Annotated in this window: 23 protein-coding genes; 15 read left to right on the top strand and 8 right to left on the bottom strand. The window is 59.9% G+C overall.

Annotated elements, in window-relative coordinates; all coding sequences use genetic code 11:
- Positions 1-8: 8 nt before the first annotated feature.
- From hslU to rraA, 3 genes are all read left to right on the top strand, one after another.
- Positions 9-1,343: an ATP-dependent protease ATPase subunit HslU gene (hslU, locus tag AC6BYQ_RS22965; RefSeq protein ID WP_004931086.1), complete on the top strand. Its 1,335-nt coding sequence runs from the start codon at positions 9-11 to the stop codon at positions 1,341-1,343.
- 96 nt (positions 1,344-1,439) lie between these two features.
- Positions 1,440-2,357 (top strand): 1,4-dihydroxy-2-naphthoate polyprenyltransferase, encoded by a 918-nt coding sequence (locus AC6BYQ_RS22960; protein ID WP_498057578.1) that lies wholly within the window; start codon positions 1,440-1,442, stop codon positions 2,355-2,357.
- Between the two features lie 75 nt (positions 2,358-2,432).
- Positions 2,433-2,918 (top strand): ribonuclease E activity regulator RraA, encoded by a 486-nt coding sequence (rraA, locus tag AC6BYQ_RS22955; protein ID WP_019452236.1) that lies wholly within the window; start codon positions 2,433-2,435, stop codon positions 2,916-2,918.
- A 60-nt stretch (positions 2,919-2,978) separates the two neighbouring features.
- Here rraA and zapB read toward each other — a convergent pair whose 3' ends face one another.
- Positions 2,979-3,218, bottom strand: coding sequence for a septal ring assembly protein ZapB (zapB, locus tag AC6BYQ_RS22950; RefSeq protein WP_004931092.1), 240 nt, complete (start codon positions 3,216-3,218; stop codon positions 2,979-2,981).
- A gap of 523 nt (positions 3,219-3,741) precedes the next feature.
- On the opposite strand from zapB, the gene AC6BYQ_RS22945 reads away from it, so the two are divergent.
- The 3 genes from AC6BYQ_RS22945 (at position 3,742) to glpX (ending at position 7,276) form a co-directional block, all read left to right on the top strand.
- A complete protein-coding gene (locus AC6BYQ_RS22945) occupies positions 3,742-4,587 on the top strand; it encodes an MIP/aquaporin family protein (RefSeq protein ID WP_025160371.1) in 846 nt (281 codons plus the stop codon).
- 42 nt (positions 4,588-4,629) lie between these two features.
- The gene (gene glpK / locus AC6BYQ_RS22940) at positions 4,630-6,138 is read left to right on the top strand and encodes a glycerol kinase GlpK (RefSeq protein WP_019452234.1); all 1,509 of its coding nucleotides are present in this window, start codon (positions 4,630-4,632) and stop codon (positions 6,136-6,138) included.
- A 127-nt stretch (positions 6,139-6,265) separates the two neighbouring features.
- Positions 6,266-7,276, top strand: a complete 1,011-nt coding sequence (gene glpX, locus AC6BYQ_RS22935; RefSeq protein WP_197668375.1) for a class II fructose-bisphosphatase — start codon at positions 6,266-6,268, stop codon at positions 7,274-7,276.
- 30 nt (positions 7,277-7,306) lie between these two features.
- On the opposite strand, the gene emrD is transcribed toward glpX, so the two are convergent.
- The gene (gene emrD / locus AC6BYQ_RS22930) at positions 7,307-8,491 is read right to left on the bottom strand and encodes a multidrug efflux MFS transporter EmrD (protein WP_074053582.1); all 1,185 of its coding nucleotides are present in this window, start codon (positions 8,489-8,491) and stop codon (positions 7,307-7,309) included.
- Positions 8,492-8,788: 297 nt separating this feature from the next.
- Here emrD and AC6BYQ_RS22925 point away from each other — a divergent pair, with 297 nt between their 5' ends.
- On the top strand, positions 8,789-9,400 hold the full coding sequence (locus tag AC6BYQ_RS22925; RefSeq protein WP_019452231.1) for a helix-turn-helix transcriptional regulator: 612 nt from the start codon (positions 8,789-8,791) through the stop codon (positions 9,398-9,400).
- A gap of 3 nt (positions 9,401-9,403) precedes the next feature.
- On the top strand, positions 9,404-10,150 hold the full coding sequence (gene fpr / locus AC6BYQ_RS22920) for a ferredoxin--NADP(+) reductase (RefSeq protein ID WP_019452230.1): 747 nt from the start codon (positions 9,404-9,406) through the stop codon (positions 10,148-10,150).
- Between the two features lie 12 nt (positions 10,151-10,162).
- On the opposite strand, the gene AC6BYQ_RS22915 is transcribed toward fpr, so the two are convergent.
- Entirely contained in the window at positions 10,163-10,582 is a 420-nt protein-coding gene (locus AC6BYQ_RS22915; protein ID WP_019452229.1) for a DUF805 domain-containing protein, read from the bottom strand.
- Positions 10,583-10,781: 199 nt separating this feature from the next.
- Between AC6BYQ_RS22915 and AC6BYQ_RS22910 the strand changes: the two genes are divergently transcribed.
- Entirely contained in the window at positions 10,782-11,366 is a 585-nt protein-coding gene (locus AC6BYQ_RS22910; protein WP_019452228.1) for a DUF1454 family protein, read from the top strand.
- A 127-nt stretch (positions 11,367-11,493) separates the two neighbouring features.
- Entirely contained in the window at positions 11,494-12,261 is a 768-nt protein-coding gene (tpiA, locus tag AC6BYQ_RS22905; RefSeq protein ID WP_025160373.1) for a triose-phosphate isomerase, read from the top strand.
- A gap of 65 nt (positions 12,262-12,326) precedes the next feature.
- Here tpiA and AC6BYQ_RS22900 read toward each other — a convergent pair whose 3' ends face one another.
- The 4 genes from AC6BYQ_RS22900 to cpxP form a co-directional block, all read right to left on the bottom strand.
- Positions 12,327-13,316, bottom strand: a complete 990-nt coding sequence (locus AC6BYQ_RS22900) for a sulfate ABC transporter substrate-binding protein (RefSeq protein WP_025160374.1) — start codon at positions 13,314-13,316, stop codon at positions 12,327-12,329.
- A gap of 186 nt (positions 13,317-13,502) precedes the next feature.
- Positions 13,503-14,465 (bottom strand): 6-phosphofructokinase, encoded by a 963-nt coding sequence (pfkA, locus tag AC6BYQ_RS22895; RefSeq protein ID WP_004931116.1) that lies wholly within the window; start codon positions 14,463-14,465, stop codon positions 13,503-13,505.
- A 231-nt stretch (positions 14,466-14,696) separates the two neighbouring features.
- Positions 14,697-15,599: a CDF family cation-efflux transporter FieF gene (gene fieF, locus AC6BYQ_RS22890; RefSeq protein ID WP_154747628.1), complete on the bottom strand. Its 903-nt coding sequence runs from the start codon at positions 15,597-15,599 to the stop codon at positions 14,697-14,699.
- 133 nt (positions 15,600-15,732) lie between these two features.
- Entirely contained in the window at positions 15,733-16,212 is a 480-nt protein-coding gene (cpxP, locus tag AC6BYQ_RS22885; RefSeq protein ID WP_063918327.1) for a cell-envelope stress modulator CpxP, read from the bottom strand.
- Between the two features lie 148 nt (positions 16,213-16,360).
- Here cpxP and cpxR point away from each other — a divergent pair, with 148 nt between their 5' ends.
- The 5 genes from cpxR to AC6BYQ_RS22860 all read left to right on the top strand — a co-directional run bounded on the left by cpxR (position 16,361) and on the right by AC6BYQ_RS22860 (position 20,578).
- Entirely contained in the window at positions 16,361-17,059 is a 699-nt protein-coding gene (gene cpxR / locus AC6BYQ_RS22880; RefSeq protein WP_004931124.1) for an envelope stress response regulator transcription factor CpxR, read from the top strand.
- Entirely contained in the window at positions 17,056-18,450 is a 1,395-nt protein-coding gene (gene cpxA / locus AC6BYQ_RS22875; RefSeq protein WP_019452223.1) for an envelope stress sensor histidine kinase CpxA, read from the top strand. Before cpxR ends, cpxA begins: the two co-directional genes overlap by 4 nt.
- A 43-nt stretch (positions 18,451-18,493) precedes the next feature.
- Complete coding sequence (trmL, locus tag AC6BYQ_RS22870) at positions 18,494-18,967, top strand: tRNA (uridine(34)/cytosine(34)/5-carboxymethylaminomethyluridine(34)-2'-O)-methyltransferase TrmL (protein ID WP_019452222.1); 474 nt, start codon at positions 18,494-18,496, stop codon at positions 18,965-18,967.
- Between the two features lie 61 nt (positions 18,968-19,028).
- Positions 19,029-19,802 carry a CHAD domain-containing protein gene (locus AC6BYQ_RS22865; protein ID WP_498057577.1) on the top strand — a complete coding sequence of 258 codons (774 nt, stop codon included), beginning with the start codon at positions 19,029-19,031 and terminating at the stop codon, positions 19,800-19,802.
- A gap of 104 nt (positions 19,803-19,906) precedes the next feature.
- Positions 19,907-20,578 carry a DUF3313 domain-containing protein gene (locus AC6BYQ_RS22860; RefSeq protein WP_498057576.1) on the top strand — a complete coding sequence of 224 codons (672 nt, stop codon included), beginning with the start codon at positions 19,907-19,909 and terminating at the stop codon, positions 20,576-20,578.
- Between the two features lie 61 nt (positions 20,579-20,639).
- Here AC6BYQ_RS22860 and cysE read toward each other — a convergent pair whose 3' ends face one another.
- The gene (gene cysE, locus AC6BYQ_RS22855) at positions 20,640-21,461 is read right to left on the bottom strand and encodes a serine O-acetyltransferase (protein ID WP_004931135.1); all 822 of its coding nucleotides are present in this window, start codon (positions 21,459-21,461) and stop codon (positions 20,640-20,642) included.
- Positions 21,462-21,484: the final 23 nt, after the last annotated feature.

The raw sequence follows: 21,484 nt of genomic DNA, 5'->3' as shown, positions 1-21,484 counted from the left end.
CGAATACCATGTCTGAAATGACTCCGCGCGAGATCGTCAGCGAACTGGACAGCTACATCATTGGCCAAAACAAGGCCAAACGCGCTGTCGCCATTGCCCTGCGCAACCGCTGGCGCCGGATGCAGCTCAACGAGATGCTGCGTCACGAAGTGACCCCGAAAAACATCCTGATGATCGGCCCGACCGGCGTCGGTAAAACCGAAATCGCCCGCCGCCTGGCGAAGCTGGCTAACGCGCCGTTCATCAAGGTTGAAGCCACCAAGTTCACCGAAGTGGGCTATGTGGGCAAAGAAGTGGACTCCATCATCCGCGATCTGACCGATGCCGCCATCAAGATGGTGCGCATGCAGTCGATCGAGAAAAACCGCACCCGCGCCGAAGAGTTGGCCGAAGAGCGTATTCTCGACGTGCTGATCCCGCCGGCCAAGAACAACTGGGGCCAGCCGGAAGAAAACCAGGAGCCGTCCGCCGCCCGCCAGGCATTCCGCAAGAAACTGCGCGAAGGCCAGCTGGACGACAAAGAGATCGAGATCGATCTGGCCGCCGCGCCGATGGGCGTGGAAATCATGGCGCCTCCGGGCATGGAAGAGATGACCAACCAGCTGCAGTCGATGTTCCAGAACCTCGGCGGCCAGAAGCAAAAACCGCGCAAGCTGAAGATCAAAGAAGCCTTCAAGCTGCTGGTGGAAGAAGAAGCCGCCAAGCTGGTGAACCCGGAAGAGCTGAAAGAGCAGGCGATCGAAGCGGTTGAACAGCACGGCATCGTGTTTATCGACGAGATCGACAAAATCTGTAAGCGCGGCGGCCAAAGCTCCGGCCCGGACGTCTCGCGCGAAGGCGTGCAGCGCGATCTGCTGCCGCTGGTGGAAGGCTGCACCGTGTCGACCAAGCACGGCATGGTGAAGACCGATCACATCCTGTTCATCGCTTCCGGCGCGTTCCAGACCGCCAATCCGTCGGATCTGATCCCGGAACTGCAGGGCCGTCTGCCGATTCGCGTTGAGCTGCAGGCGCTGACCACCGAAGACTTCGAACGCATCCTGACCGAGCCGAGCGCGTCGCTGACCGAGCAGTACAAAGCGCTGATGGGCACCGAAGGCGTCAATATCGAGTTCACCGCCGACGGCATCCGCCGCATCGCCGAAGCCGCGTGGCAGGTCAACGAAAGCACCGAGAACATCGGCGCGCGTCGTCTGCACACCGTGCTGGAGCGTCTGATGGAAGATATTTCCTACGATGCGAGTGAAATTAATGGCCAATCCATTACAATTGATGCGGATTACGTGCGCAGTCATCTGGATGAACTGGTGGCGGATGAAGATTTGAGTCGTTTTATCCTATAATCGCTCAATCATTGTCTTGTCAGTCATCTGTGTGGGAGGCATTGCCTCCCACAATTATTTCTAACGGACACCGCAACTTACTGACAGAAGCGAAACATGAGCTCATCAACCTCCACCACCCCGATCTCCGCCTGGCTGGAAAGTCTACGCCCCCGCACCCTGCCGCTGGCCTTTGCCTCCATCGTGGTCGGCTCGGCGATCGCCGCCTGGCACGGCAGCCTGAAACCTGAAGTGGCACTGCTGGCGCTGTTGACCGCCGGCCTGTTGCAGATCCTCTCCAACCTGGCGAACGACTACGGCGATGCGGTCAAAGGCAGCGACAAAGAAGATCGCATCGGGCCGTTGCGCGGCATGCAAAAAGGCATGATCACCCAGGCGCAGATGAAACGGGCGCTGGTGGTGACGGTGGTGCTGATTGCCCTCGCCGGCTGTTCGCTGATCGCCGTCGCCTGCGAGCAACCCAGCGACGTAGTGGGCTTCCTGGTGCTGGGCGGGCTGTCCATCGTGGCGGCCATCACCTACACCGTCGGCAACAAGCCCTACGGGTATTTGGGGCTGGGCGACATCTCGGTGTTGGTATTCTTCGGCTGGCTGAGCGTGGCCGGCACCTACTATCTGCAAACGCACACTTTCGACAGCGTCGTGATGCTGCCGGCCACCGCCTGCGGCCTGCTGGCGACGGCGGTGCTCAACATCAACAATCTGCGCGATATCGAGAGCGATCGCGAAAACGGCAAGAACACGTTGGCGGTGCGTCTCGGCCCGCACAAGGCGCGCATTTACCATGCCCTGCTGCTCGGCGGCGCGGTGCTGTGTTTCGCGCTGTTTACGCTGTTCAATCTCCACGGCCCGTGGGGTTGGCTGTTCGTGCTGGCGATCCCGTTGCTGGTGCGTCACGGCCTGCGCGTGCTGCGCGATCCGACACCGGTCGGCATGCGGCCGATGCTGGAGCACATGGTCAAGGCGGCGCTGCTGACCAACCTGCTGTTCGCCATCGGCGTGGCGCTCAGTTAAAAACTGATGATTTTGCCAACAGGGCGAATAAAGGGATATACTGAACATTCCAGCGGCAAACAGACGTAAAATCCTATGAAATACGATACTTCCGAACTTTGCGACATCTATCATGAAGAGGTGAACGTTGTTGAACCTCTGTTCTCCAATTTTGGCGGGCGTACTTCATTTGGCGGGCAGATCACCACGGTGAAATGCTTTGAGGATAACGGCCTGTTGTTCGATCTGCTTGAAGAAAACGGCCGCGGCCGCGTGCTGTTGGTCGACGGCGGCGGTTCGGTTCGCCGGGCGCTGGTCAACGCCGAGTTGGCGCGCCTGGCCGCCCAGAACGAATGGGAAGGCATCGTGGTGTACGGCGCGGTGCGTCAGGTGGACGATCTGGAAGAGCTCGATATCGGCATTCAGGCGATGGCGGCGATCCCGGCGGGAGCCGTGAGCGAAGGCGTGGGCGAAAGCGATATCCGCGTCAACTTCGGTGGTGTCACCTTCTTCTCCGGCGACCATCTGTATGCCGACAACACCGGCATCATCCTCTCCGAAGACCCGCTCGACATCGAGTGATTTTCGGTCATGAAAAAGGGCGCCTGAGGCGCCCTTTTCGTTGCTGCATGGCGTGAGGAATCAGACCTCTTCCATCTTGCCCAGCAGCGCGCGCAGGCGATCTTGCCATACGTGCTGTTCTTCTTTCAGCTGTTGGTTTTCGCGCACCAACGCTTCGTGGTTGCCGGAGGCAGCCTGAACTTCCTGCGACAGAGAGTTGTTTTTGTCTTTCAGCTCTTCAATTTCCATCTGCAACAGAGTGATGGTATCAATCGCCTGCTGTACTTTTGCTTCCAGTTTCTCAAATACTTCAAATGACATGCTTCAGTCCCCTCATGATAGCAAGGCGTACATCTATAAGTAGCGGCCGCAACGTCGGCTGCAGCGACTGCGAATATTGCATCGCGCTCAGTGACGCGCGCCGTTACGGAAGGCGCGCAGTCTCGATTCGTTAAAAACGATTGTAAGTAGCCAGTCTCCGCCTGTCTAGCAACATACCGGATCATCGCGCAGTCTGTTGCAATTTTCCTGCCCCCGCCATCAGCAAAAACTGAAAATCCCCGCCGCCGTCGCCGCGAGTTGTTAACAACCCTCGCCAAACCACTGGTCAGATCACACTTTTATGGCTCAGAAAGAACACTAAACGACGCGAAATCGCTCAATTTTATGACGCGCCACACACATTTTGATTTCGCTATTTCTCGTTTATGTTCGTTAACGATAAATTTACATCACGTCCTTATTCAATAATTGGACGAGATGAAAAAAACTGTGCCCATAGGCCGGATGTATACCCAACTGAGCCTATAAACCAACAACCGCCGTTTTGCAGGACACCAACATTATGAGCCAAACCACCAGTCCGACATTAAAAGGCCAGTGCATCGCCGAGTTCCTCGGCACGGCGCTGCTGATCTTCTTTGGCGTAGGCTGCGTTGCCGCACTGAAGCTGGCGGGCGCCAGCTTCGGCCAGTGGGAAATCAGCATCATTTGGGGCCTGGGCGTCGCCATGGCCATCTACCTGACCGCCGCCATTTCCGGCGCGCATCTCAACCCGGCGGTCACCCTCGCGCTGTGGCTGTTCGCCTGCTTCGACGGACGCAAAGTGGTGCCATACATCATTGCGCAAGTCGCCGGCGCCTTCTGCGCCGCCGCGCTGGTCTACGGGTTGTACTACAACCTGTTCTTCGACTTCGAAGCGGCTCACCATATGGTGCGCGGCAGCAACGAAAGCCTGGAACTGGCCGGCATCTTCTCAACCTACCCTAACGCGCACATCTCCGTCGGCCAGGCCTTCCTGGTGGAAACGGTGATCGCCGCCATTCTGATGTGCCTGATCCTGGCGCTGACCGACGACGGCAACGGCATTCCGCGCGGCCCGCTGGCGCCGCTGCTGATCGGTATTCTGATTGCCGTGATCGGCGCCTCCATGGGACCATTGACCGGCTTTGCGTTGAACCCGGCGCGTGACTTCGGGCCAAAACTGTTCGCCTACCTGGCCGGCTGGGGCAAAGTCGCCTTCACCGGCGCACGCGACATCCCGTACTTCCTGGTGCCGATCTTCGCGCCTATCGTCGGCTGCGGCCTGGGCGCCTTCGGTTACCGCGCGCTGATTGGCCGCCACCTGCCGTGCGACGTCTGTGTGACGGAAGAAGAGTCCGACGCCAAGGCTCAGCAGCGTAAAGCGTGATTGGTGCAGTTTTAAACGGTTAACAACAGCAGGATAATTACCATGACTGTAGAAAAAAAATACATTGTCGCACTCGACCAAGGGACCACCAGCTCACGCGCCGTCGTGCTCGATCACGACGCCAACATCGTTGCGGTATCGCAGCGCGAATTCCCGCAGATCTACCCAAAAGCCGGCTGGGTTGAGCACGACCCGATGGAGATCTGGGCGTCGCAAAGCTCGACGCTGGTAGAAGTGCTGGCGAAGGCCGACATCAGTTCCGATCAGATTGCCGGCATCGGCATCACCAACCAGCGCGAAACCACCATCGTCTGGGAAAAAGAGACCGGCAAGCCTATCTATAACGCCATCGTCTGGCAGTGCCGCCGCACCGCCGACATCTGCGAGAAGCTCAAGCGCGACGGCCTGGAAGAGTACATCCGTCACAACACCGGCCTGGTGGTTGACCCGTACTTCTCCGGCACCAAGGTGAAGTGGATCCTGGACAACGTCGAAGGCGCCCGCGAACGCGCCAAGCGCGGCGAACTGCTGTTCGGCACCGTCGACACCTGGCTGGTGTGGAAGATGACCCAAGGACGCGTGCACGTTACCGATTACACCAACGCCTCACGCACCATGATGTTCAACATCCACGAGCTGGACTGGGACGAGCGCATGCTGGAAGTGCTGGATATCCCGCGCGCCATGCTGCCGAAAGTCCGTCCTTCCTCAGAAGTGTACGGCCAGACCAACATCGGCGGTAAAGGCGGCACGCGTATTCCTATCGCCGGTATCGCCGGTGACCAGCAGGCAGCGCTGTACGGCCAGCTGTGCGTTCAACCGGGCATGGCGAAGAACACCTACGGCACCGGCTGCTTCCTGCTGATGAACACCGGCAAAGAAGCGGTGCGCTCGAAAAATGGCCTGCTGACCACCATCGCCTGCGGCCCGCGCGGCGAAGTGAACTATGCGCTGGAAGGCGCGGTGTTCATCGGCGGTGCGTCCATCCAGTGGCTGCGCGACGAGCTGAAACTGATCAGCGACGCCGCCGACTCCGAATACTTCGCCACCAAGGTGAAAGACAGCAACGGCGTCTATGTGGTGCCGGCCTTCACCGGCCTGGGCGCGCCCTACTGGGATCCGTATGCCCGTGGCGCCATCTTCGGTCTGACCCGTGGCGCCAACAGCAACCACATCATCCGCGCCACGCTGGAATCCATCGCCTTCCAGACCCGCGACGTGCTGGACGCGATGCAAGCCGACGCCAACACCCGCCTGCAATCGCTGCGCGTGGACGGCGGCGCGGTCGCCAACAACTTCCTGATGCAGTTCCAGTCCGATATCCTCGGCACCCGCGTAGAGCGCCCTGAAGTGCGTGAATCGACGGCGCTGGGCGCGGCGTTCCTGGCGGGCCTGGCCATCGGCTACTGGAACGATCTGGATGAGGTGAAGAGCAAAGCGGTGATTGAGCGCGAATTCCGCCCAAGCATCGAAACCACCGAACGCAACTACCGTTACAGCGGCTGGAAAAAAGCGGTGGCTCGCGCTCAGGCGTGGGAAGATCACGAGTAATCCCGCTTCCGTTGCCCTCCAACAAGTGCTGCCTGCGGGCGGCGCTTTTTTTTGCCCCGCCCCGCCGCCGCCGCGCTGTGATAAACTTTGCCGATATTTTCTTCCCTTTCTCACAGACAGGTTTGCCATGAAACGTGAATTAGCCATCGAATTTTCCCGCGTTACCGAAGCCGCCGCGCTGGCGGGCTACAAATGGCTGGGACGCGGCGACAAGAACGCCGCCGACGGCGCGGCGGTCCACGCCATGCGCATCATGCTCAACAAAGTGGATATCGATGGCCGCATCGTGATCGGCGAAGGTGAAATCGACGAAGCGCCGATGCTGTATATCGGCGAGCAGGTCGGCACCGGCCAGGGCGACGCGGTGGACATCGCGGTCGATCCGATCGAAGGCACCCGCATGACCGCCATGGGCCAGTCCAACGCGCTGGCGGTCTTGGCGGTGGGCGATCGCGGCACCTTCCTGCACGCGCCGGACATGTACATGGAGAAACTGGTGGTTGGCCCGGCGGCGCGCGGCGCCATCGATATCAACCTGCCGCTGGCGGAGAACCTGCAGAACGTCGCCGCGCGGCTGGGTAAACCCTTGTCGCAGCTGACGGTGATCGTGTTGGCCAAACCGCGCCACGACGGCGTCATCGCGCAGATGCAGCAGTTGGGGGTGCGGGTGTTCGCCATTCCTGACGGCGACGTGGCGGCCTCCATTCTCACCTGCATGCCGGAAAGCGAGGTCGATGTGATGTACGGCATCGGCGGCGCGCCGGAAGGGGTGATCTCCGCCGCGGTGATCCGCGCGCTGGACGGCGACATGCAGGCGCGTTTGCTGCCGCGCCATGAAGTGAAAGGCGACAGCACCGAAAACCGCCGCATCGGCGAACAGGAGCTGGCGCGCTGTCGGGAGATGGGCATCGAAGCCGGTCAGGCGCTGCGTCTGGATCAAATGGCGCGCAACGACAACGTGATCTTCTCCGCCACCGGCATCACCAAAGGCGATCTGCTGGAAGGCATCAGCCGCAAAGGCAACATGGCCACCACCGAAACCCTGTTGATCCGCGGTAAATCGCGCACCATCCGCCGTATTCGTTCAACCCACTATCTGGATCGCAAAGACCCGGCGCTGCACGAATTTCTGCTGTAACGAAACAGGGCGCCGAATGGCGCCCTGTGGTTATGCGGTATGACCCTGATGCTGCATCCGGTTGGACAGCGGCCACCAGCACAGCAGGATCAACAGCGCCATGGCGAACATCAGCAGCCCGAGGCTGAACTGCCCGGTTTGCGGCAACATGGCGGACAGCCAGGTCGCCAGACCAGACCCCATGTTCTGCATGCCGCCCACCAGCGCGCCCGCCGCGCCGGCCAGGTAAGGAAACGGCTCCATCGCTCCGGTGGTCGCCAGCGGGAACAACATGCCGGCGCCGAAGAAGAACAGCGCGGCCGGCACGATCAGCGTCCAGATGTTCATCACGCCGAACCAGCCCGGGATCCACATCATCGCTCCCGCCAGCAGGCAGCTAATCACCGAATGCCACATCAGCGTGTGGAAGGTCTTGCCGTCGCGCCCGGCGTACCAGGCGCCGAAAAACGCCGCCGGAATTGGCAGAATGAACAGGATGCTGACGGTCAGGCCGCTCAGCCCCAACACGCCGCCCATCAACACGCCGCAGCTGGCCTCGAATACCGCAATTCCCGCCAGCGCACCGATCAGCATCACCAGATAGCAGCTGAAGGTGCTGTCGCCCAGCAGCTGGCGGAAACTGGCCAGCATGCGGCGTTTTTCCGTCTGTACCGGACGGGTCTCCGGCAGCCAGCGGAACATGGCGAAGGCGACGCAGGCGCACAGCGCCAGCAGGAAGGCGTAACAGGCACGCCAGCCGAACACCATCGCCAGCGCGCCGCCGATCACCGGCGCCAGCAACGGACTGACCAAAATCCCCATATTCAGCAGGCTGTTGGCGTAACGCAGCGCAGTACCGGCATACAGATCGCGCGGCATGGTGCGCGCCATCACGCCCGCCACGCCGGTGCCCATGCCCTGAATCGCGCTGGCGGCGACCAGCATCGTCAGGTTGGTGGACAGCAGCGCGCCCAGCGCACCGACCAGGAAGATCATCATGCCGGTCAGGATCACCGGACGGCGCCCGATACGGTCCGATATCGGCCCGTAAATCAGCTGGGAAAAACCGTAGGTCAGCAGATACGCCGCCATCACCCGCTGCACGGCGCCGGTGCGCACCGACAGATCGTGAGCGATATCAGCAATAACGGGAACATAAATGGTTTGCGCCATCTGGCCGACGGCGACCAACAGAACAAGCATCACCAGCAGGTGAAAATTCTCTAGTTTTCTCATTATCTTCGTTAACGTTTCAACTCGTCACAGCGTCCCGGTATGGCCGTTGCAGCAGCCAGAACGGCGAGCAGCCCTCTATGGCGGCATAAACTAATCAAATCTGATTTTTTTAGCGAGTTTCAGACAGATATTGATCCAGGTCACACTGGCAGCAAACCCGACCAGGCTCGTAAATTAAACTGTACGACTAACGCTTTGGAGTTAAAAATTGCGTGCTTGCAGTAGCCGCGCTTTAGCATTTAATCGATAATTCTTTTCATCAACTTGAAATAAAATAACACCATAGGGATTTGGTTCATGAAAACACCTGAGCTGATTTTATTGCAGTTAAAGGCTCTCGGCCCGCACTCGGCCAAAATGCTGGCGGAGCGTCTGGACATCACGCCGATGGGCATCCGACAACATCTGCAATCCCTGGAAAAACGTGAGCTGGTTTGTTACGAAGAAGCGCGCAGCAAGGTCGGCCGCCCGACGCGCTACTGGTCGCTGACCGAACGGGGGCACGCCTTTGCTGCCGCCGATCAGGAGAGGCTGCGAGAATCCGCGTTGCAGCTGTTTGGCGGCGCCGGGGTGGAACCCTTGCTCAATGCGCGCGAAGAGCAGCTTTATCTGCGCTATGCCGAAGAGCTGTCCGCCGAGCGCAGCCATCAGGACCGATTAACCCGCCTGGTGCGGCTGCGGCAACACGACGGTTACATGGCCGAGTTGATCGAACATCCGCACGGCGCGCTGTTGGTGGAAAACCACTGCCCAATCGGCGTAGCCGGTTCCAGCTGCAGCAGCCTGTGCAATTCCGAGCTGCAGCTGTTTCACCGCCTGTTCGGCAACGATTACCGGGTAGAGCGCACCGCGCACGCCATTTCCGGCTCACGACATTGTGCTTATTTGATTCGACCACGGGAGCTTTAGAGTATGGCTGAATGGGTAAACGGCAAGGTTACGCAGGTAAAACAATGGACCGACGGGCTGTTCAGCCTGGTGGTCAACGCCCCCATCGATCCTTTCACCGCCGGGCAATTCGCCAAGCTGGCGCTGGAAATCGACGGCGAACGGGTGCAGCGCGCCTATTCCTACGTCAATGCCCCCGATGATGCCAATCTGGAGTTCTATCTGGTGACCGTACCGGAAGGCAAACTGAGCCCGCGCCTCAATCAGCTGCAGCCGGGCTCAGAGGTGATGGTAACCAAAGAAGCCGCCGGCTTCTTCGTGCTGGACGAGGTTCCCGACTGCGACACGCTGTGGATGCTGGCGACCGGCACCGCCATCGGCCCCTATTTATCGATTCTGCAACAGGGCGCCGGCCTGGAGCGCTTTAAAAACCTAGTGCTGGTGCACGCCGCGCGCTTTGCGCGCGACCTGAGCTACCTGCCGTTGATGCAGCAACTGCAGCAGCGCTACAACGGCAAGCTGCGTATCCAGACCGTCGTCAGCCGCGAAGAGGCGCCCGGTTCATTGACCGGCCGCGTACCGGCGCTGATCGAGGACGGCCGGCTGGAAGCGGCGATCGGCTTGACCATCGACGCCGAAACCAGCCACGTGATGCTGTGCGGCAACCCACAAATGGTGCGGGACACCCAGCAAACGCTGAAAGACCACCGCCAGATGCGCAAGCACCTGCGCCGCAAGCCGGGCCATATCACCAGCGAACACTACTGGTAACCCGGCGGAAGATCAGCGGAACTTCACCGGTTCGGCTTCCGGGCCGAACCGATTGTCCCCCGGCGTGCCGACGAAGGCGCCCAGATCGATCATCATCATCACGATAATCAGCGTCGGGATGAAACGCCCGACGCCCCATTGCCAGATTGGCGCCAGCATCTGCCAGTTGCCCGCCGCCAGCATCCACGCCAGGATCAGCAGCAGCGCCCACCAGCCGGCCTTGTTGCGATCGTGCAGCCGCTTGACCAGCACCGCCGCCGTCGGCCACAGCAGCGCAACGATAAAGAAGGCGATGGATTGAATGGCGACCAGCTGATAATTGGCCAACGTAAACGCCGCCGCCATCAGCACCAGCCACAGCCCCATCCAGATCCAGAAGTCGCGCCGCCCGATGCGGCCCTTAAAAGAAAAACACCACTGTTGTAACGTCATCTATTCCTGCGCTCTAAGCCTGCCCATATTCTGCGCCGCAGTGTAACATAGGCGCTGCCGGGCCGAGTTTTTCGCCCTGCATAACGCGGCGCGCCGCACAGCTTTCTCGTCAGCGAACCGATAATGGCGTGGGATCTTTGACAAGGCCTGCGGGTTATCGCTTTAATCGGAGCCATCTTTGTCCTTGATGCCATACGCCATGCTGAGAAAAACCCTCGTCATCGCCTGCCTGCTGCAGGCGGCCGCCACTGCCTGGGCCGACCCGCCGGCAGGCGAAACGAAGCCCACCGCGCCTTACCTGTTGGCCGGAGCGCCGACCTTCGATCTGACGGTGGTCAAGTTCCGCGAGAAATACAATCGCGACAATCCCAAGCTGCCGATTGGCGAATTCCGCGCCATTCCCTCGGCCGAAGATGATTCGCCGCTGCTGACGCGCGCTGCCAGCAAACTCAACGAAAACCTGTATGCCTCCACCGCGCTGGAGAAAGGTACCGGTAAAATCAAAACGTTGCAGATCACTCACCTGCCGCTGCAGCAGGCCAATGAAGAAAAAGCCGCGCGCGCCATCGCCATCAACTACATGGCGGCGCTGATGCGCCAGTTCGAACCGGCGTTGACGGTGGAACAGAGCCAGAACAAGGTGAACAACCTGCTGGAAAAAGGCAAAGGATCGCGCTTTTACCAACAGCAGGTCGGCGCCATTCGCTATGTCGTCTCGGACAACGGCGATAAAGGGGTAACCTTCGCAGTTGAACCGATTAAGCTGGCGCTTTCCGAGCCATAACGGCGCGGTATTTAATGACGAAAAGCAAAGCCTTCGCGCTTAATGATCTCTATACTGTTGGGCAGGTAAACTGCCGGTCCGGCAGTTGTCATTTCGACTCTCGCGTTTTCTAGTTGGAGGAAAAAACATGCGTCATCCATTAGTTATGGGTAACTGGAAGCTTAACGGCAGCACCCACATGGTCAACGAACTGATCGCCGGCCTGCGCCATGAGCTGAGCAGCGTTGACGGCTGTGGCGTCGCCATCGCCCCGCCGGTGATGTATCTGGATCAGGCCAAGCACGCGCTGGCCGGCAGCCGCATCGCGCTGGGCGCGCAGAACGTGGACGTTAACCTGTCCGGCGCCTTCACCGGTGAAGTTTCCGCCAACATGCTGAAAGACGTCGGCGCCCAGTACATCATCATCGGCCACTCCGAGCGTCGCACCTACCACAAAGAAAGCGACGAAGTCATCGCCGAGAAATTCGCCGTGCTGAAAGAAGCCGGCCTGATCCCGGTGCTGTGCATCGGTGAAACCGAAGCGGAAAACGCCGCGGGCAAAACCGAAGAAGTGTGCGCGCGCCAGATCGACGCCGTGCTGAAAACGCTGGGCGCACCGGCGATGAAAGGCACCGTGATCGCCTATGAGCCAGTCTGGGCCATCGGTACCGGCAAGTCCGCTACCCCTGCGCAGGCGCAGGCCGTGCACAAATTTATCCGTGATCACATCGCCAAGCACGATGCCGCGGTTGCCGCTGAAATCATCATCCAGTACGGCGGTTCGGTGAACGACAAGAACGCCGCGGAGCTGTTCTCTCAGCCGGACATCGACGGCGCGCTGGTTGGCGGCGCCTCGCTGAAAGCCGACGCTTTCGCCGTGATCGTCAAAGCCGCTGCCGCAGCGAAAAAAGCCTGATTGCCTTAGGCTTGCCATAAAAAAACCCCGGCTTGCCGGGGTTTTTTATTGCCGCTCAACCGGCATCAGCGTTTGCTGATCTCATCGAACACGCCGCCGGTGGCGAAGTGCACCTTCTGCGCTTCGGTCCAGCCGCCGAAGGTGTCATCCACGGTGAACAGCTTCAGCTGCGGGAACTGCCCGGCAAACTTGGCCGCCACCGCCGCATCGCGTGGACGGTAATAGTGCTGCGCCGCGATGGTCTGCCCTTCCGGCGAATACAGATACTTCAGGTAGGCGGTCGCCACGTCGCGGGTACCACGCTTATCAACCACCTTATCCACCACCGACACCGTCGGTTCGGCCAGGATCGATTCGCTCGGCGTAATAATCTCGAACTTGTCTTTGCCCAGCTCTTTCTCCGCCAGCAGCGCTTCGTTTTCCCAGGCGATCAGCACGTCGCCGATGCCGCGCTCAACGAAGGTGTTGGTCGAGCCGCGCGCGCCGGAATCCAGCACTTCGACGTTCTTGTACAGGTTTTTGACGAAGTCCTGCGCCTTGGCCTTATCGTTGTTGTTGTGGTGCAACGCGTAGCCCCAGGCGGCCAGGTAGTTCCAACGGGCACCGCCGGAGGTTTTCGGGTTCGGGGTGATCACCGACACGCCCGGCTTGAGCAAATCGGGCCAGTCGTGAATTTGTTTCGGGTTGCCTTTGCGCACCAGGAAGACGATGGTCGAGGTGTAAGGCGCTGAATTGTCCGGCAGGCGTTTGATCCAGTCTTTCTCGATGCGCCCGCGTTCGGCGATGGCGTCGACGTCATAGGCCAGCGCCAGCGTCACCACGTCGGCCTCGATGCCATTGATCACCGAGGTCGCCTGTTTGCCGGAGCCGCCGTGCGACTGGCGCACCGTCACCTTGTCGCCGGTTTCCGCCTGATAGTGCTTACTGAACGCTGTGTTGTAAGCCTGATAGAACTCACGCGTCGGATCGTATGACACGTTCAGCAATTGAATATCCTTCGCCATGGCGCCGGACGCCAACAGCACCAATGTCAGACCTACACCCCATTTACGCATCGACAGGCTCTCCCAGAAAATTAAGCGCAACCTCAATCGGTTGATTTAGCATCAGAGCCTGCCAGAAACTGTCTCGGCAATTAAAGAATAAAAAATTGTGGGATAGATGATTCCGGAATATATCGCCGACGGACATAAAAAAGCCCCCGCGAGCGGAGGCTTTTTTGTCGTGCGGTGAGCGGCGTATCAGTACAGTTTTTTCGCCGTTTCCAGCCAGTCACCCTTAAACGGACGCTTCATGTTTTCGATCGCGTCGATGATGTCGTGGTGCACCATTTTTTCGTTCTGGATACCGACGCAGCGGCCGCCGTAGCCCTGCAGCAGCAGCTCGATGGCGTAGGCGCCCATGCGCGAGGCCAGGATGCGGTCATAAGCGACCGGCGAACCGCCGCGCTGAATGTGGCCCAGCACGGTGGCGCGGGTTTCACGCTTGGTTTCCTGCTCGATGTGGCGCGCCAGCTCATCGATGTCGCAGATGTGCTCGGTGATCGCCACGATGGCGTGTTTTTTACCCTTGGCGATACCGGCCTTGATTTCGCAGACCAGGTCTTCGCGGTTGAATTCGATTTCAGGCAGCACGATAAATTCGCAGCCGCCGGCAATCGCCGCCGCCAGCGTCAGATCGCCGCAGTAACGGCCCATCACTTCCACGATGGAGATACGCTGGTGCGAAGAGGAGGTATCGCGCAGGCGGTCGATCGCTTCCACCACGGTTTCCAGCGCGGTGAAGTAACCAATGGTGTAGTCGGTGCCGGCAACGTCGTTATCGATGGTGCCCGGCAGGCCGATGCACGGAAAACCTTCTTCCGTCAGGCGCTTGGCGCCCATGTAGGAACCGTCGCCGCCGATAACCACCAGCGCGTCGATGCCGCGATTCTTCAGGTTTTCAATCGCCTTGGCGCGCACGTTCTCATCCCTGAATTCCGGGAAGCGGGCCGAGCCGAGGAAGGTGCCGCCGCGGTTGATCATGTCAGACACGCTATAGCGGTCCAGCTGCTCCATGCGATCTTCGTACAAGCCAAGGTAGCCATCGTAAATACCAAAAACTTCCAGACCTTCTGAAAGCGCAGAACGCACAACGCCGCGGATTGCAGCGTTCATACCCGGCGAATCACCGCCGCTCGTCAGTACACCGATTTTCTTGATCATGACTACCTCTGAACTGTGTAGATGCAATTTCTTAAGAATTCTGTCTCCGCCGATCGTCTTGGAACCTCTCCGGCTGCAGAAAACCAGCTTTACGGCTTATTGCTGGATATTATATCAAAAACACCCAGCTGAATTGATTCAAGTCACGCAATATAACGGTAAAAACACCGCATGGCACGCTGAGCTAACTCAGATATTCATGATAATACTTCGATCTGTGCCTCTATCTGATTATAGCTCCCAATGCCCCCGCCTACCCGGCGGCACCACGGAGCACGGATCCAGGTGAATGATGACGTCTGCCCCCGCAAAACGGTGCCGCAACGCCTGTTCCACCTGATCGGCCAACCGATGCGCCTCGCGCAGCGGCAGCGTGTCGTCCATCTCCAGATGCAGCTGGATGAAACGCGTCGGCCCCGACTGCCTCGTGCGCAGATCGTGCGCGCCTTTCACCCCGGGCCAGGAAGAAACCACTTCGATAATCGCCTGGCGCTCGTCATCCGGCAACGCCCTATCCAACAGCGACTGCACCGCTTCATAGCCCATGCGCAGCGCGCTATAGAGGATGTAAACGCCGATGCCCAGCGCGAACAGCGCATCCGCCCGCTGGAAGCCGTACCAGCTTAGCCCAAGAGCGATAAGAATAGCACCATTCATCATGACATCTGACTGATAATGCAGCATATCTGCGCGCACCGCCTGACTGCGCGTTTTTCTGACCACCCAGCGTTGATAAGTCACCAAAATCAGGGTGCTGACCAGCGCTATCACCGTCACGACGACGCCGATGCCGGGATCGCGCAGCGTTTGCGGCGCATACAGATGCTGAAAGCCGGTGAGGAACAGAAACAGGGCGGAACCGGAAATAAACATGCTTTGCGCCAGCGCCGCCAGCGACTCCGCTTTGCCGTGGCCGAACGTGTGTTCGGCATCGGCCGGCTGCAGCGAATAGCGTACCACCAGCAGGTTGGTCAGCGATGCCGCGATATCGACCAGCGAATCCACCAGCGCCGCCAACAGACTGACCGAACCGGTGTGATACCAGGCGACGATTTTGATCAACAGCAGCGACGACGCCAGCGCGGTAGCGGCCAACGCAGCGGACTTCACCAGGCGTGCATAGCGCTGTTCCATTATGGGGGCCCCGGTCAAAAGGTGTGGCGCTCAATATAGCGAAATGCCGGATAAAAAAAACCCCGCCATCATGGCGGGGAAGACAGGGATGGTGTCTATGGCAAGGAAAAACAGGGGACTACTCAGTCGTACTTCACTTCTGGGCAGAAGCTTGTTGCAAACCAGAAATTTGTTGCTCCATCTGCTGCATACGCTGCTGATGTTTCTGGTCTAAAACACTTTTTTGCTCTGGCGTCAGCAGGTTATACATTTGGTTGCGCACCCGGGCCATTTCCACCTGGCGCTTGACCTGCTGTTGGGCCATCTTTTCCGCCTGGGCATACACGGCGGCTTCATCAAATTTCTCTGCGGTCACCAGTTTATGCATGGCTTCCATTTCAGCTACATTGACACCAGGCAGATCGTGCCGGGCCTGGCGCATCAAATCGCGCATTTGTTGGCGCTGCTGTTCGCTGAGGCTGACACCGTCAAACATGTGGTGCTGGCCGGGTATTCGGGTCATCGCGTCGTTGCCGGGAGGTTGGGCTGCATCCGGTATAGTGTCGGCAGCGAAGGCAGCGGTCGAACCAATTGCCAGCAGTGATGCCATAACTAATGCGGTCGCCTTACGCATTTCAACTCCTCAAGCTTTCTCACTTTGCGAATCAACGAGGAGCAGTGTACCGCTACACCTGAAAACCTGCGTCAGTGCATGTAAAACTACGTAAAGTCATGGAATGGCAACAGTTGATGACGTATTTTGCGTCTGGAGGTAAATCATAATGAACAAGATTCTGTTAGTTGACGACGACCGCGAGTTGACCTCGCTGTTAAAAGAACTGCTTGAAATGGAAGGTTTTAATATCGTCGTCGCGCACGATGGCGAGCAGGCGTTGTCGCTGCTGGACAGCTCCGTCGATCTGCTGCTGCTCGACATCATGATGCCGAAAAAAAACGGCATCGATACGCTGAAAGAACTGCGCCAGCATCACCAGACGCCGGTCATCATGCTGACCGCGCGCGGCAGCGAGCTGGACCGCGTGCTGGGCCTGGAGCTGGGCGCCGATGATTACCTGCCGAAACCCTTCAACGATCGCGAACTGGTCGCGCGTATCCGCGCCATTCTGCGCCGTTCCAACTGGAGCGAACAGCAACAGCAGGTCGACAGCGGCGCCCCGACGCTGGATGTCGATGGCCTGCAGCTGAACCCCGGCCGCCAGGAGGCCAGCTTCGACGGCCAGGTGCTGGATCTGACCGGCACCGAATTCACCCTGCTGTACCTGCTGGCGCAGCATCTTGGCCAGGTGGTGTCGCGCGAACTGCTGAGCCAGGAAGTGTTAGGCAAACGCCTGACCCCGTTCGATCGCGCCATCGACATGCACATCTCCAACCTGCGGCGTAAGCTGCCGGATCGCAAAGACGGGCATCCGTGGTTCAAAACCCTGCGCGGGCGCGGTTATTTGATGGTATCTGCAACATGATCAATAGTTTGACGGCACGCATCTTCGCCATTTTCTGGTTCACGTTAGCCCTGGTGCTAATGCTGGTGCTGATGGTGCCCAAGCTCGACTCCCGCCAAATGACCTCGCTGCTCGACAGCGAGCAGCGGCAGGGGTTGATGCTGGAACAACACGTCGAGGCCGAACTGCAAAACGATCCGGCCAACGATCTGATGTGGTGGCGCCGCCTGTTCCGCGCCATCGACAAATGGGCGCCGCCGGGCCAGCGCCTGCTGCTGGTCACCAGCGAAGGCAGGGTGATCGGCGCGCAGCGCAACGAAATGCAGATCGTCCGCAATTTCATCGGCCAATCCGACAACTCGGATCATCCGAAGAAGAAAAAGTACGGTCGCGTCGAGCTGGTGGGGCCGTTCGCAGTGCGCGACGGCGAAGACAACTACCAGCTGTACCTGATCCGCCCCGCCAACAGCCCGCAATCCGATTTCATCAACCTGATGTTCGACCGGCCGCTGCTGCTGCTGATCGTCACCATGCTGATCAGCGCCCCGCTGCTGCTGTGGCTGGCCTGGAGTCTGGCGAAACCGGCGCGCAAGCTGAAGAACGCCGCCGATGACGTGGCGCGCGGCAACCTGAAGCAGCACCCGGAGCTGGAGGCCGGCCCGCAGGAATTCCTGGCCACCGGCGCCAGTTTCAACCAGATGGTCAGCGCGCTGGAACGCATGATGAACGCCCAGCAACGGCTGATCTCGGACATCTCGCACGAGCTGCGCACGCCACTGACGCGCCTGCAGCTGGCCACCGCGCTGATGCGCCGCCGTCACGGTGAAGGCCACGAGCTGGCGCGCATCGAAACCGAAGCGCAGCGGCTGGATTCGATGATCAACGATCTGCTGGCGCTGTCGCGCGGACAGCAGAAGGGCGAACTGGCGCGCGAACAGCTGAAGGCCAACGAACTGTGGGCCGACGTGCTGGACAACGCCCGTTTCGAAGCGGAACAGATGGGCAAACAGTTGGAGATCGTCGCACCGCCCGGCCCGTGGACGCTGTTCGGCAACGCGAGTGCGCTCGACAGCGCGTTGGAAAACATCGTGCGCAACGCCCTGCGTTATTCGCATACCCGCATCGCCGTGGCGTTCAGCGCCGACAATCAGGGCGTAACCATTGAAGTGGATGACGACGGCCCCGGCGTCAGCGCCGAAGATCGCGAGCAGATTTTCCGTCCGTTCTACCGTACCGATGAAGCGCGCGACCGCGAGTCCGGCGGCACCGGCCTCGGCCTGGCTATCGTCGAGGCAGCGGTCAACCAGCATCGCGGCTGGGTGAAGGCGGAAGACAGCCCACTGGGCGGGCTGAGGCTGGTGCTGTGGCTGCCGCTGCATCATCAACGCCTATCGGCTAAGACAGAACAGTAAGAGTTTGCTATCCTGCGCCCCTCGTTCACGAGGGGCCTGCAACATGCTGAACATCGTTTTATTTGAACCTGAAATCCCACCCAACACCGGCAATATCATCCGCCTGTGCGCCAATACCGGCTTTAATCTGCACCTGATCGAACCGCTGGGTTTTCCGTGGGACGACAAGCGCCTGCGCCGCGCCGGGCTGGACTACCATGAGTTCACCCGCGTCCGCCGTCATGCCGACTACGCCGCCTTCCTCGCCGCCGAAAATCCGCAGCGGCTGTTCGCCCTCACGACCAAGGGTACCCCGGCGCACAGCGCCGTCAGCTATCAGGCCGGCGACTACCTGCTGTTCGGCCCGGAAACCCGCGGGTTGCCCGCCGATATCCTTGATGCGCTGCCTGCGCAGCAAAAAATCCGCATCCCGATGCAGGCGCAAAGCCGCAGCATGAACCTGTCGAATGCCGTCGCGGTGGTGGTTTATGAGGCCTGGCGGCAGCTGGACTATGCCGGCGCGTTGATCAAGGCGTAATCCGCGACGACGCGCCATACTGGAAGTGGCATCGCTGCGATGCTCTTTCCAGGAACGGTACATGGCTTTCGTCGAAGATATTGTCACCCAGCTTCGTCGGCTCGAGCTGGCGCTGAACGCGGCGCTGTTGCGGCTGCAGCAAGCGCCTGACAGCGAAGCGCTGCACGACTTGCGCGTCTGTCTGCGGCGCATTCGCAGCCTGTTGCGCCCTTTGCGCGGCAGCCCCGGCGCAACGCGGCTCGATCGGGCCGCCGCCGAGTTAAGCAGGCTCACGACGCCGCTGCGCGATCTCGAGGTGCTGATCTCCGAACTGGTGCGCCATCGCCTGGATTGGCAGGCGAACGCGCGCCAGAGCGATTTTCAGGCCCGCTGCCGCCAACTGCTCGCCCATCCGCAGCTCATCGATTTTCCCTCGCTGCTGCATGCCTGGCCGCGCCGCTTTCGAAGCACTGCGCGGCCCGCCGCCAAACACCGTCTGAACCGACGCCTGCAGCGCCAGCAACGACAACTGCGCCGGGCGTTGGCCGATACAGGCTACGATCGCCACCGCCTGCGGCTGCTGATCAAACGCCTGCGCTACGCGGCCGAAGCCTATCCGCAACGCCTCCCCCTCTCTCCCTGCGCAGCGGCAAGTCTGAAAGCGGCGCAAAACGCCCTCGGCGAGTGGCACGACCGAGAAGTCTGGTGCCTGCAGGCCGAACACCAGGCGGATCTCTGGCCATTGTTGCCCCAGTGGCAAGCCGAGCAACGCCAGGCACTGGCCAGAGCGGATGCCGTACTCGCCGCCTTATCACCGGCGCTAGCGGCGAAAACCGGCGGCGTATCACGATCCTGATAAAAGTCCGCGACAGGGCACGCCCGGCCCCGAAAACGCCCGCTGCGGCGCAGATAATGCGCTATGTTTTTTAAGGGTAATCACCACTCATCATAGGAAAGCATATGAAGAAACCACGCTTGGGCGTTGCCATGACGGTTCTGGCAGCGGGCCTGTTGCTGGCGGGCTGTTCGTCCAAAGTCACCCAGACATCTCAATATTCGGGCTTCTTGTCCGATTACAGCAAACTGCAGGAAACCACCTCGCCAAGCGGCCATAAAACGCTGCGCTGGATAGACCCAAGCTACAAGGAATCCAACTATCGCGGCCTCTACTTCCAACCGGTGGTCTATTTCCCGGCGGAGAAACCCACGGCGCGAGTCAGCCAGGAAACGCTGAACAAGATTAAGGCGTATGCGACCCAGCGAATTAAAACTGCGCTGCAGAACCGCTTTACCATTCTGCCAAGCCCGGCTGGCTCGCGCGTACTGGTGGCCAAGCTCGCCATCACTGCCGTTTCAGCCGAAAACGAAGACATGAAGTTCTATGAAGTGGTGCCTGTCGCCGCCGTGGTCGCCAGCACCATGGCCGCCACCGGCCACCGGACGCAAAACACCACGCTGTATATCGAAGGTGAGTTGATCGACCAGGATACCGGTAAAACGGTGATGGAAGTGGTGCGCAAGGCCTACGGCAAAACCGTTAGCAACGACAGCTCACCGGTCACGGCGGAAGACGTCAAGGCGGCGATCGACGACATCGTCACCGATATCACCAACTTCCCGAAACAGGGCTGAACGCCGTTTGAAAAACACAGGGGGAGCCGAAGCTCCCCCTGAATGGCTCAGCCAGCGGCGCTCAAATGCCGTCGCCGTACTCAAAACCGTGATTGGTGCCGTTGAAGTATTGGTCCATGTCCATCGACGGCGTATCGCTCTCCGGCCGCCCGACGATGCGCGCCGGCACCCCGGCGGCGGTGGTGTGCGGCGGAATCGCCTGCAAGACCACCGAGCCCGCGCCGATCTTCGCGCCCTTGCCCACTTCGATATTGCCGAGAATTTTGGCGCCGGCGCCAATCATCACCCCTTCGCGGATTTTCGGGTGACGGTCGCCGCTGGTTTTACCGGTGCCGCCCAGAGTGACCGACTGCAGGATAGAGACGTTGTTTTCCACCACCGCCGTTTCACCGATCACGATGCCGGTAGCGTGGTCGAGCATGATGCCGCAGCCGATGGTCGCCGCCGGGTGGATATCCACGCCGAAGGCGACGGAAATTTGATTTTGCAGGTAGATAGCCAGCGCTTGCCGACCTTGCTGCCACAGCCAGTGGCCGATGCGGTAAGCCTGCAGCGCATGGAACCCTTTCAGGTAAAGCAGCGGCGTGGAGTACTTATCGACCGCCGGGTCGCGCAGCCGCACCGCGAGGATATCGCGCGCCGCCGAAACGATCATCTGGTTGTCGGACTTATAGGCCTCTTCCACCACCTCGCGTACCGCAATCGCGGGCATGATCGGTGTCGCCAGCTTGTTGGCCAGCATATAGCTGAGCGCGCTGCCCAGATTCTCGTGCTTGAGCAACGTCGCATGGAAAAAGCTGGCCAGCATCGGTTCACAATCAGCCAGTGCTCGCGCTTCTGATTTAATGCTGTTCCAGACCTGTTCCAACTCTTCTGACGACATCACATTCCCCTCTGCCTTGCCAA

This window comes from Serratia sp. LTN-2 (assembly GCF_059740205.1).
The sequence above is the reverse complement of the archived record's forward strand: the minus strand, read 5'-3'. Positions and strand labels throughout refer to the sequence as shown.

Coding starts and splice junctions, on each gene's coding strand:
- hslU (WP_004931086.1), top strand. CDS start 9: ATGTCTGAAATGACTCCGCGCGAGATCGTCAGCGAACTGGACAGCTAC.
- AC6BYQ_RS22960 (WP_498057578.1), top strand. CDS start 1,440: ATGAGCTCATCAACCTCCACCACCCCGATCTCCGCCTGGCTGGAAAGT.
- rraA (WP_019452236.1), top strand. CDS start 2,433: ATGAAATACGATACTTCCGAACTTTGCGACATCTATCATGAAGAGGTG.
- zapB (WP_004931092.1), bottom strand. CDS start 3,218: ATGTCATTTGAAGTATTTGAGAAACTGGAAGCAAAAGTACAGCAGGCG.
- AC6BYQ_RS22945 (WP_025160371.1), top strand. CDS start 3,742: ATGAGCCAAACCACCAGTCCGACATTAAAAGGCCAGTGCATCGCCGAG.
- glpK (WP_019452234.1), top strand. CDS start 4,630: ATGACTGTAGAAAAAAAATACATTGTCGCACTCGACCAAGGGACCACC.
- glpX (WP_197668375.1), top strand. CDS start 6,266: ATGAAACGTGAATTAGCCATCGAATTTTCCCGCGTTACCGAAGCCGCC.
- emrD (WP_074053582.1), bottom strand. CDS start 8,491: ATGAGAAAACTAGAGAATTTTCACCTGCTGGTGATGCTTGTTCTGTTG.
- AC6BYQ_RS22925 (WP_019452231.1), top strand. CDS start 8,789: ATGAAAACACCTGAGCTGATTTTATTGCAGTTAAAGGCTCTCGGCCCG.
- fpr (WP_019452230.1), top strand. CDS start 9,404: ATGGCTGAATGGGTAAACGGCAAGGTTACGCAGGTAAAACAATGGACC.
- AC6BYQ_RS22915 (WP_019452229.1), bottom strand. CDS start 10,582: ATGACGTTACAACAGTGGTGTTTTTCTTTTAAGGGCCGCATCGGGCGG.
- AC6BYQ_RS22910 (WP_019452228.1), top strand. CDS start 10,782: ATGCTGAGAAAAACCCTCGTCATCGCCTGCCTGCTGCAGGCGGCCGCC.
- tpiA (WP_025160373.1), top strand. CDS start 11,494: ATGCGTCATCCATTAGTTATGGGTAACTGGAAGCTTAACGGCAGCACC.
- AC6BYQ_RS22900 (WP_025160374.1), bottom strand. CDS start 13,316: ATGCGTAAATGGGGTGTAGGTCTGACATTGGTGCTGTTGGCGTCCGGC.
- pfkA (WP_004931116.1), bottom strand. CDS start 14,465: ATGATCAAGAAAATCGGTGTACTGACGAGCGGCGGTGATTCGCCGGGT.
- fieF (WP_154747628.1), bottom strand. CDS start 15,599: ATGGAACAGCGCTATGCACGCCTGGTGAAGTCCGCTGCGTTGGCCGCT.
- cpxP (WP_063918327.1), bottom strand. CDS start 16,212: ATGCGTAAGGCGACCGCATTAGTTATGGCATCACTGCTGGCAATTGGT.
- cpxR (WP_004931124.1), top strand. CDS start 16,361: ATGAACAAGATTCTGTTAGTTGACGACGACCGCGAGTTGACCTCGCTG.
- cpxA (WP_019452223.1), top strand. CDS start 17,056: ATGATCAATAGTTTGACGGCACGCATCTTCGCCATTTTCTGGTTCACG.
- trmL (WP_019452222.1), top strand. CDS start 18,494: ATGCTGAACATCGTTTTATTTGAACCTGAAATCCCACCCAACACCGGC.
- AC6BYQ_RS22865 (WP_498057577.1), top strand. CDS start 19,029: ATGGCTTTCGTCGAAGATATTGTCACCCAGCTTCGTCGGCTCGAGCTG.
- AC6BYQ_RS22860 (WP_498057576.1), top strand. CDS start 19,907: ATGAAGAAACCACGCTTGGGCGTTGCCATGACGGTTCTGGCAGCGGGC.
- cysE (WP_004931135.1), bottom strand. CDS start 21,461: ATGTCGTCAGAAGAGTTGGAACAGGTCTGGAACAGCATTAAATCAGAA.